This is a genomic window from Bradyrhizobium sp. 18BD (assembly GCF_054185225.1).
On sequence record NZ_JAVAYL010000029.1, the window covers coordinates 13,905 to 27,039 of the forward strand.

Below are 13,135 nucleotides of genomic sequence, written 5' to 3' on the forward strand. Positions count from 1 at the left end.
CGGCGCAGCGAGGCTGCGCCGCGCCTAACGGTCTCACGGCTCCGCGGTGCGAATGCCGGCGGGGCTCACCTGCAGCTTGAGCGTGGACGTCTTCGTCAGTGCCTTGCCGTCGAACGAGAAGGCGATCAGCTCGTTCTCGACCATGCACTGCGCTACGACATGCTTGGAGTCCTTCGACCACACCATGCCCTGGCACCAATGGCCGATCTTGGCTTCGGCGACCGGCGTGAGGTCGGTGCCCGAGATCTTGTAGACCTTGAGCAGGCCGAAATCGTTGAAGAAAGGTGAGGCGGACGGCTTGTTCGAGCCGTTCATGACGGTGACGGCGACATGGCTGCCGTCCGGCGACATCTTCACCGCTTCGGGCGTCTGCCCGACCGTCACCGTCGTGACGACGCGGATCGGCTTGGCGGTCATGTCGATCAGGCTGATCGAATCGTTGTCGCCGCTGCTGGCGCCGACATTGCCGACCACCGCCGCGGCGCTGCCGGTGAGATCGATGTCGTAGGGGCGGATGCCCGCGGAGAGGTCGCGCTTGGCGTATTCGACCTTGCTTCCGTCGACGGTGAGAAGCGAGACCTTGTTGTCGCCGTCGCGGGTGACCAGCGCGGTCGCGCCGTCGCGCGAGAACACGGCGTGGCTCGGGCCCGACTTGGCATCGCCGAGCTGGATCTTGCCGGCCGGCGTCAGCGTGCTGCCGCTGATCGTGAAGACCGAGACGGTGCCTTCGCTCCGGTTCGCAACCAGCGCCAGCGTACCTGCGCGATTGATCGAGACGCCGGCCGCGCCGGCGCCCGCCTGAAGTGTCGCGAGCACCTTGGGCGGCGAGGATTTCAGGTCGATGACCGAGAGCTTGTCGTCGGGCACCGTCTTGGTCGCGTCCGCCGGATCGATCTTCATGGCGCCGGTGACCAGCGCAAACGAGCCATCCGGCGCGATCGCCACGCTCGGCGGCGGGCCGACGACGCTGGCAGGGGCCGCGACCTCGCCGAGCAGCTTCAGCGTGCCGTCGGTGAGATCGATGACGCTGACCGTGTCGGGCAGCGGCTGCTTGCGGACGACGGCATTGCCGTTCTCCAGCGCCATCTTGCCGTCATTGGCGCTGACGACGATCTCGGCATGGGCGGCGAAACCGGCAAGGCCGACCAGCGACGTTGCGACCAGGGCTGACGCGGCATGGCGCGTGCGCCTGCGAAGAGCAGCTTTCATGTTTTCCCCCTGAGGCTTTGTTCTTGTCCGGCCAAGCTAAATGCAACCGGGCGCATCAGGCAACAATCCGGGCGCGATCATTTTTGCCGTCGCCCGGGGAATAAAACGGCGTGAGGTGTCCCGGCGCGGCGAGGCAGGCGCCTGCACAATAAATCTTGTCACGGCCACTGCGCAAAGTGTCTCGTGCGTCAAACTGACACAGCTCTGTCATTCGCGCTGTTTAGAATATTTCTGATCGTAAAACCTCCTCATTTCCGGGGCGTCAAAAAAATGAAATCGAGACTACTGACGACGGCTGCGATTTTCGCGGCCGCGAGCGCGCTCGCGTGCACTCTTCCTGTCCTCGCGGACGATTTCGGCCGCGATCGCGATCACGGCCACGATCACGACGACCATCATCGTCATCCGCACGACATCCACACCGAGACGCCGATCAAGCATCTCGTGATCATCTTCAACGAGAACCGCTCGTTCGATCATTACTTTGCGACCTATCCGAACGCGGCCAATCCGTCCGGCTCGATTCCCTTCGTGCCGAAGCCGCATACGCCCAAGGTCAACAACCTCGCCAACGCCAATCTGCTGGTGAACAACCCCAACACCAACCAGGCCAATGGCACCGGCGCGACCGACCCGTTCCGGCTCGACCGCACCCAGGCCAATACGCGCTCGCAGAACCACTCCTACACGCCCGAGCAGCAGGCCGTGGACAACGGCAAGGAAGACCTGTTCCCGAAATTCACCGGCCGCGGCACCGCCGGCGGCGCCGGCGCGTTCGGCACCAACGGTCAGGTCATGGGCTATTTCGACGGCAACACCGTCACGGCCTTCTGGAACTATGCCCAGCACTTCGCCATGAGCGACAACAACTGGACCGACACGTTCGGCCCGTCCACGCCCGGCGTGCTCGAAGTCGTCGCCGCCCAGACCAATGGGGTGCAGCCGGTCATCGGCACCACGGCGTCGATCGCCGACGGCCAGGGCGGCCTGACGCTGACCGGCGACACTGATCCGGGCAACGATGCTTGCTCGAGCACCACGAGCACGATGCTGATGGGCGGCAAGAACATCGGCGACCTGCTCACCGACGAGCACATCAGCTGGGGCAGCTTCATGGGCGGCTTCGACCTGACGCTCAAGAACGCCAATGGCACCACCGGTTGCGGCCGCAGCACGTTCTCGAGCAACGTCAACGGCACCATCGTGGACTACATCCCGCACCACGCGTTCTTCCAGTATCACGCGTCCACGGCCAACCCGACCCATGCGCGGCCGAGTTCGGTCCACGCGATCGGCCACACCCATGACCTCAACGGCAAGGTCGATCCGGCCAACCACAATTACGATCTCGAAGACTTCTACGCCGCGGTGAAGGCCGGCAATTTCCCAGCCGTGTCCTACATCAAGATGCCGGCCTACCAGGACGGTCACGCCGGCAACTCCGATCCGCTCGACGAGCAGGCCGGCAATGTCGAGCTGATCAACTTCCTCCAGAAGCAGCCGGAATGGCGCGAGACCGCCGTCATCATCACCTATGACGATTCCGACGGCTGGTACGACCACCAGTACGTCGCGCCGAAGAATGCCTCGTACGATCCGACCGCCGACCAGGTCAACGGTCCGGGCCTGTGCGGCCTCGGTCCCAACAAGCAGCCAGCGCCGAACGGTCTCGGTGGCAAGCCGGTGAACGGCCGTTGCGGTCCGGGCACGCGTGTTCCCCTGATCGTGGTCTCGCCCTACGCGAGGACGAACTATGTCAGCCACACTTACACCACGCAGGCTTCGGTGGTTCGCTTCATCGAGGACAACTGGCTGCACGGCAAGCGTCTGGGCGGCGGTGCGTTCGACGCCGGCGCCGGATCGCTCTTGGACCTGTTCGATTTCGATCAGGATCACCGCCACGACCTGCGGGCGGATGCGCTGTTCCTCGATCCGACCTCCGGCACGGTGATCACCAGCCCGCCGGACGAGCATCATCACCACTAGGACGTCCCTTCGCATGAACAGCCGCACGATGTGGCTTCTCGGCGCCGGCCTGCTTTGCCTGGCCGGCGCCGTCTTTGCAGCCGAGACCAATCCGGCGGGCATGAACCCGAACCCGGTTCAGCTCAGACGTCCGCCGGTCGCGCCATTGTCGGCGATGGCGCAACTCGGCAAGGCGATCTTCTACGACGCTTCGCTGTCGTCTTCAGGTGCGCTGTCCTGCGCATCCTGTCACAGCCCGGATCACGCCTACGGTCCGCCCAATGACGGCCCGGTGATGTTCGGCGGCGCGACCCTGTCGCGGCAAGGCGCGCGCGCGGTGCCGTCGCTGACCTATCTCGACCGTCACCCCAATTTCAGCATCGGCCCCGACAAGGGCGACGACGACAACATCATCGACCTCGCGCAGATGGCCGCGATCGGCCAGCAGGCCGCGCGCACGACCAAGACCGCGGGCGGCACCGGTGCGTCGGCGAACATCGTGCCGCAGGGCGGCCTGTTCTGGGATGGTCGCGCCGACACGCTGCAAGACCAGGCGCTGTTTCCGCTGCTCGACCCCAACGAGATGGATGGCGGCAGCGCCGAGATCGTCGCGGACAAGCTGCGCCGTGCGCCTTACGTCCAGCGTTTCGTCGAGCTGTTCGGTGCCGGCGTGCTCAGCAATCAAAGCCTCCTGATTGCGGAGGCGATGTTTGCCGTCGCCCGCTATCAGGTGGAAGAGCCGAGCTTCCATCCCTACACCAGCAAGTACGATTACTGGCTCGAAGGCAAGGCGCGGCTGTCCGAGAGCGAGCTGCGCGGCCTGCAGGCCTTCAACGATCCCGACAAGGCCAATTGTGCGGGCTGCCACACGTCGGCACCGACGCGCGACAACCTGCCGCCGCTGTTCACCGATCACCAGTACGAGGCGCTCGGCGCGCCGCGCAATGCCACGCTCGCGGGCAACAGCGATTCCGATCATTTCGATCTCGGCGTCTGCGGCCCGCAGCGCACCGACATTCCGGAACAGACGCAATATTGCGGCATGTTCCTGACGCCGACGCTGCGCAACACGGCAACGCGCCACGCCTTCTTCCATAACGGTGTCTTCAGCAGCCTGGAGCAGGTGCTGGATTTCTACAATTTCCGCGACACCAATCCGGAAAAGGTGTTTCCGCGCGCCGCCGATGGCACGACGCGGAAGTACGACGACCTGCCGCAAAAATATCACGCCAATGTCGACGTCACCGATCCGCCGTTCGATCGTCACCCCGGCGACAAGCCGGCGATGACCGAACAGGACGAGGCTGACATCATCGCGTTCCTGAAGATGCTGACGGATGGGTACACGCCCTGAATATTAGGACGTGGAAGTATGGACCGATCGCGTGGCCATGTTCAAAAGAACTCGAGCGAAGGAAAATGATTCACTAACCTGTCCCAGAGCGAAAGCGGTGGTCGTGGCTGCCTTTTGGCGTCACTGAGCGATAGGCACCGCGGTGCCAGCCTCATCCCATAATAGAGGTTCGCTCCGGAGACGCTCTGACCGCCTTGTATGCTCACGGTCGGGTCAATATGGTTCCTTATCAGGTCCGTCGTTTGTTCGACGGAGCCTGTCGCCGTGTTGTCGTAAGCTGCGACGTATTTGGTCGATGCTTTGAGGACCCGTTGTCCCTGGCAAACGTACTCTCCGTTTTCCAGATACCGTCTCACCGCCCGATCGCAGGATTCGCGATGGAACAGCTCGTCCGCGATGATCGACAGGTCTTCAAGGGAGACTTCCAGCACTTGAACGTCGTCGAGCTCGAGCTTGACGGCTTCTGCCAATTTTGCATCGGCGCTGGACTGAATCGAATGCACGACCTTCGAGTCGAGTGAATATTGTGTCTTGCGCAATTCGGACGTGACCTGGGTCGCCGAAGCGGACGTACGCGTGACGCCAACCAATCGGTCCGATGAGACTTCGCACAGCATGTCGTAGTCTTGGCCGTTCGAAGAGACATGATAGATCGAGCCGGGAGCGCGCAGGAGCACCGGCGGCGTTATCGGGTGGAAGCCGATCGCCGTGATGGCTTCATTGAGTTTGTTCGGGGGGGTGTGGAGATGTATCGCGGCCACGGATGCCAGTGGTGCGATGCTCACGATCGTTACTAATGCCCCCCACTTGATTAACGGGCGCATTGGAGTTCTCCGCCGATTATCCGCAACAATAGTTTCCACAGGGGCGCGCACACGCGTTGGCCGAATCTGTGGGCCCCATCGTTGTCAGTGCGGCGAGAGCGAAGGCAAAAAGGAGTACTGCGAACTTCATGACCTGTCCTCCTGTGGATTGACAGATACTCGCTCGACCTGACGTCCGGAGACCCGTAACGCCTTGGCGACGGGAAGCGAGACATCCTTCTTGCGAGGCTACGTCCGGCATTGGGGCGCAGGTATGAACTGGCTCACATTCGATCTTGAATTGTGTTGGAGCAGCGCATGGGCGGTCGTGGCCGCCTCTGAGCGGCGTCGTCACAAGAGCCGGCGAAAGTCTGCCGCTGATTACATTGTCGATGTGCCCTGGCTCGTCCTGCCTGCGTGCCACGCAGCGAGCACGGCCTTCTCCTCGTCCTCGGTAAGTCCGACGACGGGTCCGTTGCTGGTGCGGAGCCAGCTGCGCGTGTCGCGCGCGGTGGCCGCCACCGGCCGCGCGGTCAAGCCGGCCTCGCGCGCCGGCGAAGCGTCGCGCGTCATGAAGCCCGCGTAGTCGGGCAGGGGCAGCCATATGGGCAGCGACCGCGGGCCGGCCCAACGCCTGACGTCGTGCGCTTCAAGGAAGGCGCGATCAATCCAGGTGAACTTGCAGGACGGGTTCAGCGCGGCGGCACACTCGGCCAGGAATTCGCCGCGCGTGCGGATCGGTCCGATCCCGTCATAGATGCCGGTAAGGCCAGTCTCCGCCGCATGCACGATCCATTGCGCGAGGTCGCGCACGTCGATGAACTGGACGGCATCGTCCGGCGATCCCGGTGCCAGCACCTCGCCGCCGCGCACGAGCCGCGCCGGCCAATAGGCGAAGCGTCCGGTGGGATCCTCCGGCCCGGCGATGAGGCCGGCCCGGCAGATGAAAGCGTTGTTGCCGACCGCCTGTTCGCAGGCGACCTTGGCGGCGCCATAGATGGCATCGGTGCTGTGCTCGACATCCTCAGCCACGGGTTCGCGGAGCGGCGCATTGTCGGCGCGCTGCCCAGGCGTGCGATTGTCCGCATAGACACTGACGGTCGAGATGAAGCTCCAGTGCACGCCGGGCCGCTTCAGCGCCGCGACCGCGCGGCGGACCTGGCCCGGATGGCGCGCGACATCGACCACGGCATCGAACGTCTGGCCCGCGAGCGGTGCAAGACCGTCGGCGCTGTCGCGGTCGACCCGTACGAAGCGGGCGCGCCCCGCGATCGGACCCGCGAGTCCGCGGGCCGCACAGGTCACGTCGTGGCCGGCCGCGCAGGCGTGGGTGGCGACCGCGCGCCCGAGAAACTGGCTGCCGCCGAGGATCAGCAGTCGCATGAGATGGCTGATGGCATCGTGGTGCGTCCTTCCCGGAGGGTGTGGATCGACAGCCTACGACGTCCAGTGGCGGCTGCAACTGTGCGTCAGCGCCCCTTGAGCTCGGCGTATTTCGCCATCGCGCGCTCGAACTTCCGGTTGAACAGCCACATCGCGCCGAGGATCTCGCGGAAGCTTGCCGAGGTTCTGGCACGGTCGGCCTGGCCGAACGCAAAAATGCTGTTGTTGCGCAGGTGCTTCATGATCGTCGGGCTCGACACCCGGTAGTTCAGGAGATCGCCCGATCTAAGCGCCGACCGCGTCGGGGTGGGAACGATCTGGATCAGCTCGAACAGCTTCATCTGGTCGATCGGATCGGGCAGCGTCTTCACAATGGCCGGGATCTCCCGGAAGATGTCCGCATGCGCGTTCATCAGGCCGTCGCGCACATTGGTCCAGTGATTGAAGCGATGGTCGGTGCCGCGGGCGCGCGCCTCTTCCTTGTCGTCGCGCGCGTTCAGCGCGGGATCGAGTGCCGCGATTTCGGGCTTGATCGCCTCCCATTTCCGGCGGCCGTTGCGGTCTTCGGACGGGCCGGTCTGGAAGCTGCCCATATAGGTGTTCGAACGTCCGTTGCGGACATTCTGCTTGCCGTTGGTCTCGGCAAAGAACAGCCCGAGGCTGATGCGGCCCGCAGCTTCGGCGTGAACCGGTGCAAGCCCCTTGGCGCGCGCGATCGCGACGGCGAGATCGACGACGTCCCTGAACGGCGTCGGCGAGTTCTGCGCGTCCGCCGGCGGTGCCTCCATGACGTCGAACAGCTTTCCGTATTCGTCGATCAGCGGCTCGATATCGGCGTCGAAATAGGCCGGCGGGATCTCGAACTTGTTGGGCTTGCCGATGCGCGAGGGCATCGCGTCGGTGAGATCCTTGTAAGTGCTGATCACGGCGACACGCGCGAGATACAGCGCCTGGCCTGGCAGATTCGGCAGCGGCTGCTTGGCGTCGATCTGCCTGCGCCGCTCGGCGAGGACGGACTTGAAATCGCCGAGCGCGCGTTCATAGGTCGCAGCCGCCTCCGACTGCTTCGCCGTGAGCGTCTGCGCCGCGCTCACGCCGAACGTCGCGAGGATCAACCCAAGCGCCGCGATGGCTGCGGCGGCGTGACGTCGTGGTCCCATGACGGGTTCCCATGTCCCGGAGATTCGTCGATCATGGGATCGTAACCATCAAATGCGCAGCCTGGCGAGTTGCAATTCCCGCGCAGGCTCGTTGGTCTCACGCCGTGGCCCGGTACTCCGGCGCCGACGTCAGGAATTTTGCGTAGTCGTCCGCATTCGGCGGCTGGAAATGTCCGGCAAGCCCGCCGCGCTTCTGGGTCTTCGCGCCGATATCGGCCATCAGCTCGTCGAAATGGCGGTAGTGATAGGGCGCGACGCACAGGCCGCCATAGACGCCGGCGGCCGGCCGCTCGACACGCTTGAAGTGCAGCATCATCTCGATGTTGTCGTGCATCGCCTGCGCCGTCGGCTGGTTTGCGAGTTGCCCGTCGGCATAGCGCACCAGCCAGTTGGCGGCGAGGTCGGCGCAGAGCACGGTGCAGAACGACGAGTTGAAGCCGACGAAGCCGAGGTCGGGCAAATCAGGATTGGCGATCAGGCGGTAGAGCCGGTATTGCCCGTCCGCATCGACCAGTTTTGACTGATAGTCTTCCGGCAGGAAGGGCACACCGAGCTTGTAGCCGATCGCCAGCACGGCGACGTCGGCACCGACGCGCTCGCCGCCGCTCATCACGATGGTGTCGCCTTCGTAGTGATCGAAGCTGCCGAACACCGCCTTGATGCGGCCGTCGACGACCATCGGATAGAAACCGGGCGTTGCGATCGGCACCGAGCAGTTGACGCCGTCCTCGATCCGCTCCTTCGGCACCATCTTGCATTTGTCGAGCTTGAGCTGCGCCTTCAGCAGGCTCTCGAGCCCGCGCCAGTTGGCCCAGATCAAAGGTGCGGCCATGCGATACGCCAGTCGCGACATCGCGCTGATGCCCCAGCCCGGAAACATCTCCTCCTGCGCGCGGATGTAGAGGATGCGCTTGAAGTTGACGAGGCCGCCGACGAAATAGGGAATGCGCCACACCGGCTCGCGCATCACGATGGTGACCTCGCGCGCGCCCGATTTCACCGCGTTCACGGCGATATCGGTTGCCGACTTGGAGCCGCCGAGCACGACGATTCGGCGTCCTTTCGCCAGCGCCGGATCGCCGTATTTCGACGAATGCAGGATCTGCCCGCCCTGGTCCAGGAAGCTGCCTTCGCCGCGGCAGTGCAACTCGCGTGGCTCGTTGAACTGCCCGGTGCAGACCGCGACGAAATCGAAATCCTCGTTCGTGGTCGCGCTGTCCTTGTTCGTCAGCGCGAGCGTCCAGCCGGGCTTGCCGTCGGCGCGCCGCGCCATGCCCGCGACCGCCGTGTTGAGGCGCAGCATGCGGTCGAGACCAAAGCTCTTCGCGTAGTCGGCAAGATAAGCGTGGACCTGCGGCCCGGTCGGCCATTCCGGATAGGCGTCCGGCATGGCACGGTCGGTGTAGCGGTAGAGATCCTTCGGGCTCTGCGTCTGCACCTCGGGATAGGAGCGCGCCGGCTCCCAGACGCCGCCGATATCGCCGCTGCGCTCGACGATGGTGACGCGGTGACCGCGGGTGGAGAACGCCTTTGCGGTGGCAAGGCCGGAGACGCCGGCGCCGATCACGCAGACATGCTTGGGGCTGACCATGGGTTGCTCGCAATCAATGTGTTTCGCGCGCAAGCGGCCTCGTTCGGCAGCAAGGCGCGGCCGGCGGGCTGCAAGCAGGTGGGAGGAGACGAGGAGGCGGTGGCCTACTCGTTGGCCTCGGGCGGCAGAAAGTCGACCTCGTGCAGCGCCGAGATGCGCACGACCTCGGCCGGGTCGGTCAGATTGTGGAGCTGGTCGAACAGCGCCTCCAGCTTCTGCATCGGCGAGACCCAGAACAGCGCGCGGCACGGCTTGTCGGACTTGTTGAAATAGCCGTGCGGAATGCCGCGCGGCATGCGCACGAGATCGCCGGCATGGGCCTTGACCCATTTGCCGTCGAGCTTGAGGTCGAGCGTGCCCTCCTGCACCAGGATGAACTCGTCCTGGGTCGGATGGATGTGCACCGGCACGAACTGGCCGGGATCGCTGTTGGTCTCGAACGCGAAGGTGGAGTCGGTGACGGCCTTGGGGAAATAGACCTGACCCAGGATGTTCCAGGTCTTGCCGCCATAGCCCGTGCCGTTTGCGGTAATGCCCTTTTCGAGTGCAGTCATGGCTCGCCTCCTCATGAATCCGGCGAGGGAGCTTCCGCCAGCGACCGGCCGCCTGTCTATCCGCTAAACGAATCCGGACCTCGCTGTTGCCCTGCAGCACGACGATTTTGCCGGCGCGGCCCTTTTCGCCTCGGGGGAACTATTATAGGCTTAAAGCAATTCCGTGACGCGAAGCGTGGTCGACGATGTCCGCAGCCGTGCTGGAAATGTACGCAAAGGCGTCCCAGGCCGAACGGCTTGCGGACTTTGCCCGCGTCACCACGGATGACGTCGACGAGGCGGCCGAGCAGATCGGGCGCATCTTCTGTCCGCACGATCTCAAGCCGGCGCAGGCGCGCACGGCCGGCTTCTCGGCCCGGCACAATTGCGCGGCGTTCGACGGTTTCTCCATCAACCACGTCGCCTATGGCGGATCGGTCAGCATCGATCCCGGCTGCCTCGAGCGCTTCTTCCTGGTGCAGATCCCGCTCTCGGGCACCGCGAACATTCGCGCCGGCGCCGGCGAATTCGATGCCACGCCGGACCGGACGGCCTCGCTGCTGTCGCCGACCATCCCGACCCGGATGATGTGGTGCGACTGCGCACAGGCGATCCTGCTGCTCGACCGCCGCATGGTCGAGCAGCGCGCCGCGGCGCTGTCGGGCAGGGCGGCCGGCGCGGTCGAGTTCGATCCGGTGATCGATCTCGACACGCCGTCGGGGCAGGCCCTGCGGACCAGCCTTGCCGAGCTGATGCGGCTCGCCGAACGTCTCGGCCCGTCCGGCAGGCTGTCACCGGTTGCGGTGGCTGACTGGCGCGAGGTGCTGCTCGATCATCTCCTCAATGGCCAGCGGCATGACCTGTCGGATGCAATCAGAACCTTTTCGGGGCAAGCCGAACGTCTGCCGCGCGCGCTCCGCGCCGCGCGGGACCATCTTGCCGACAATGCCGGCGAGCCGCTCGACCTTGCGCAGCTCGCCTGCGCCGCCGGCATCGGCATCCGGGCGCTGCAGCTCGGCTTCCGCCGCCATTTCGGCGTGTCGATCTCGCAGATGCTGCTCGACATGCGCCTTGCCGGTCTGCACGCGCGGCTCGCGCAGGCTGCGCCCGATGCCTCCATCACCGACATCGCGTTCGACCTCGGCTTCACCCATCTTGGCCGCATGGCCGGCGCCTACCGCGAAAAATTCGGCGAGACGCCGTCGGCGACATTGCGGCGGCGGATGAGCTAGCGGGCGGCGCCGGAAAGCCTACTTCCGCGATCGCCGCGTTGCGCCGTCGTCCTCGGAGGCCTGCCTGCGCAGGAAGCCCTCCATCTCCGCCTGCACCGAATAGGGCGTCGGGATCGGATCGCCCGCGGCATCGACCGCGGTGTCGAGCGAGCGGCGCAGCATGCGCGCGAGCTCGGCCTTGCGGTAGGGCTTGGTCAGGAGCGGCGCGCCCATGGTGGCGTAGCCCGGCCCATGCGGCGCGTCGTGGGCATAGCCCGACGTGAACAGCACCCGCAGCGAGGGCCGTGCGGCCACCATCTCGTCGGCGAGCTCCCGTCCGTTCAAGGCGCCGGCCATCACGATGTCGGTGAACAGCAGATCGAACGGCGTGCCCTTGGCCGCGATGGCGAGCGCGTCGGCTGCATTGATGGCGGGGATCACCTTGTAGCCGAGGCTTTCGAGTTGGACCGTGACGAACTGGCGGACGTCGCGGTCATCCTCGACGCAGAGGATGGTTTCCGTCCCGCCCACGATCTTGCGCTCGTCATAGCCGGCCGGGCGGAGCGTGCTGGTCTCGGCCTTGGGCAGATAGATGGTGAAGGTTGTGCCGCGTCCTTCGGCGGAGTTGACCTTGATGCCGCCGCCGGATTGCTTGACGAAGCCGAACACCATGCTCAGCCCGAGCCCGGTGCCCTTGCCGACATCCTTGGTCGAGAAGAACGGATCGAAGATGCGTTCGAGGATGGCCTGCGGAATGCCGGTGCCGTTATCGGCGATCTCGATCTCGACATAGTGGCCGGCATAGCCCGCGCCGACCGCCACGGCCTCGCGCACGCCGAACACGACGTTGCGTGTCGTCAACGTCAGCCTGCCGCCATCGAGCATCGCGTCGCGGGCGTTGATCGCGAGGTTGAGCAGCGCCGAGCTCAACTGGCCGCGGTCGGCGAAGGCGAGCCAGATATTGCGGTCGAGCTTGGTCACGATCTCGATCTTCTTGTCGAAGGTCGCCAGCAGCAGCTTTGCCAGCTCTTCCAGCAGCTCGTTGACGTCGATCTCGGCCGGCTGCAGCGCCTGCTTGCGCGCAAAGGACAACAGGCTCGACGTCAGTGCCGCACCGCGGTCGGCGGCTTCGCTGATCAGCTTGGTGATGGTTGCGAGCGGCGGATTGTCCTTCACGGCGTCGGCGAGGATCTCGATCGTGCCGGTGATCACCGTCAGCATATTGTTGAATTCGTGCGCGATGCCGCCGGTGAGCTGGCCGACCGCCTCCATCTTCTGCGCCTGGATCAACTGCTCCTCGGCGGCGCGCTTCTGAGTCACGTCCTTGACGAAATTGTTGATGATGGTGCGCCCGCCGATCTGAAGCGCCGTGCTCGACGCCTCGATCAGGATCTCGTCGCCTTCCCGGTGCAGCAAGGTCGCTTCGAACCGGATGCCGATCGGCGTGTTCGACAGTTCCGGCAACAGCCGCATCATGCGTTGGCGAAAACCGTCGCGGAGTGGCTCGGCAATGAGGAGGTTGACGACGTCGGTGCCAAGCGCCTCCTCGCGCGTCCATCCGGTCAGGGCCTCGGCCTGAAAGCTCCACTCCAGGACGATGCCCCGTTCGTCGGTTTGAACGAAGGCATCGAGCGCGGTCTTGATGACGGCTTGCGTGACTTGCGCGCTGGCCTGCGCCTGTACAGCGAGCCGCGCGGCGGTACGTTTGTCCTGCGACGCCTCGATCGTGCGCGTGCAACGCCGCGCGAGGAGCACCGCGACGGCGGTGCTGGCGATGAGGGCAACGACCTGGGCAAAGCCGAATCCGGGACCGCTCACGGCATAGGAGGCGAGGAGGGCCGCCGCGGTCACGACGACCTGCGCGGCCATCGCGAATGTCAGAAGCCCCCTGAGTTTCATGGTCTCACACCAACGGCGTCAGTCACG

The 13,135-nt window shown here is 65.0% G+C and carries 10 protein-coding genes; 3 read left to right on the forward strand and 7 right to left on the reverse strand.

Going from position 1 to position 13,135, the window contains the following annotated elements; translation table 11 throughout:
- Window positions 1–33: 33 nt before the first annotated feature.
- Window positions 34–1,209, reverse strand: a complete 1,176-nt coding sequence (locus RAD16_RS36475; protein ID WP_458162706.1) for a YncE family protein — start codon at window positions 1,207–1,209, stop codon at window positions 34–36.
- 270 nt (window positions 1,210–1,479) lie between these two features.
- Here RAD16_RS36475 and RAD16_RS36480 point away from each other — a divergent pair, with 270 nt between their 5' ends.
- On the forward strand, window positions 1,480–3,195 hold the full coding sequence (locus RAD16_RS36480) for an alkaline phosphatase family protein (protein ID WP_458162707.1): 1,716 nt from the start codon (window positions 1,480–1,482) through the stop codon (window positions 3,193–3,195).
- 13 nt (window positions 3,196–3,208) lie between these two features.
- Window positions 3,209–4,528: a cytochrome-c peroxidase gene (locus tag RAD16_RS36485; RefSeq protein ID WP_458162708.1), complete on the forward strand. Its 1,320-nt coding sequence runs from the start codon at window positions 3,209–3,211 to the stop codon at window positions 4,526–4,528.
- Between the two features lie 41 nt (window positions 4,529–4,569).
- Here RAD16_RS36485 and RAD16_RS36490 read toward each other — a convergent pair whose 3' ends face one another.
- From RAD16_RS36490 to RAD16_RS36510, 5 genes are all read right to left on the reverse strand, one after another.
- Entirely contained in the window at window positions 4,570–5,352 is a 783-nt protein-coding gene (locus RAD16_RS36490; protein ID WP_458162709.1) for a hypothetical protein, read from the reverse strand.
- A 360-nt stretch (window positions 5,353–5,712) separates the two neighbouring features.
- A complete protein-coding gene (locus RAD16_RS36495; protein WP_458162710.1) occupies window positions 5,713–6,714 on the reverse strand; it encodes an NAD-dependent epimerase/dehydratase family protein in 1,002 nt (333 codons plus the stop codon).
- Window positions 6,715–6,800: 86 nt separating this feature from the next.
- Complete coding sequence (locus RAD16_RS36500; protein WP_458162711.1) at window positions 6,801–7,874, reverse strand: hypothetical protein; 1,074 nt, start codon at window positions 7,872–7,874, stop codon at window positions 6,801–6,803.
- Window positions 7,875–7,971: 97 nt separating this feature from the next.
- Window positions 7,972–9,465, reverse strand: a complete 1,494-nt coding sequence (locus RAD16_RS36505; protein WP_458162712.1) for a flavin-containing monooxygenase — start codon at window positions 9,463–9,465, stop codon at window positions 7,972–7,974.
- Window positions 9,466–9,569: 104 nt separating this feature from the next.
- Window positions 9,570–10,019, reverse strand: coding sequence for a cupin domain-containing protein (locus tag RAD16_RS36510; RefSeq protein ID WP_458162713.1), 450 nt, complete (start codon window positions 10,017–10,019; stop codon window positions 9,570–9,572).
- A gap of 185 nt (window positions 10,020–10,204) precedes the next feature.
- Between RAD16_RS36510 and RAD16_RS36515 the strand changes: the two genes are divergently transcribed.
- Window positions 10,205–11,230 carry an AraC family transcriptional regulator gene (locus tag RAD16_RS36515; protein WP_458162714.1) on the forward strand — a complete coding sequence of 342 codons (1,026 nt, stop codon included), beginning with the start codon at window positions 10,205–10,207 and terminating at the stop codon, window positions 11,228–11,230.
- Window positions 11,231–11,248: 18 nt separating this feature from the next.
- On the opposite strand, the gene RAD16_RS36520 is transcribed toward RAD16_RS36515, so the two are convergent.
- Window positions 11,249–13,108 (reverse strand): ATP-binding protein, encoded by a 1,860-nt coding sequence (locus tag RAD16_RS36520; RefSeq protein ID WP_458162715.1) that lies wholly within the window; start codon window positions 13,106–13,108, stop codon window positions 11,249–11,251.
- Between the last annotated feature and the right edge of the window lie 27 nt (window positions 13,109–13,135).